The organism is Oleiphilus sp. HI0128, assembly GCF_001635365.1.
This window is the reverse complement of the sequence record NZ_LWGG01000873.1, coordinates 1-778: the sequence shown is the minus strand read 5'-3', so window position 1 is coordinate 778 and position 778 is coordinate 1. Positions and strand designations below refer to the sequence as shown.

Genomic DNA, 778 nt, shown 5'->3' with positions numbered 1-778 from the left:
TGGTTTGTATTCGATAGCTTCATACAGCTACTTAATATAGCCTCAGTTTCTCAATGAACATTCCCTTAAAAAAGCAGTTTAATTCGTTCATTTAATAAGGAATTTTCTGACACAGATAAATCTTCGCCTAGATCTCTTTGGGGGCTTAAGTCTCTTTCGCGCTAACACCACATTGAAAGAGGAGGGTTGGCAGTCACACACCTTAAAATATCAGTGCGGGAGACAATCCCCACTAAACGATGCTCAGCATCCACAATAGGGATTGCATCCAAGCTATACATGACTAAGGCCTTGGCCACTCTACGAACATCTGTCACAGGATCCGCTGAAACAACAGATTTCCCCCTTGTTTGGATAACACTCGATAATGAAGTGTCCCGCCCCATTTGAACCGACGATTGAGACAAGAGCTTAGCGTATATTTGTTGGCGAGAGATTACTGAAACTAGCTGCCCTTTATTATCCAGAACAGGAACTACCTGATAATGCACCTGTTCGAATAACTCAAGTACGTATCCCCATGTATCGCTTAGCTGAACACTAACGACCGGTTGGCTCATAACTTGGTAAGCATGATAAACAGCTTCTTGCTGTGAGTTTTTCTTAAGCAAATTCTGATATTCAGAAATCGCTTTGACGGGCACATCATAGGAACTTCTGGCTTGCTCATTCTCTTCAAGCTCTACTTCTGTATAATTTAAACTCGGTATTGTCGAGGTATTGGCGGGTTTCTCAACCTTCCTAAGCTTTTCCAACGGCCCAGCGAAGGCCCGTCCAC

General features: G+C 43.2%; 1 protein-coding gene. It reads right to left on the bottom strand.

What is annotated here, in order from left to right; translation table 11 throughout:
- Positions 1 to 161: 161 nt before the first annotated feature.
- On the bottom strand, positions 162 to 778 hold a 617-nt coding region (locus A3763_RS13835), incomplete at its 5' end, for an HPP family protein (protein ID WP_068760152.1).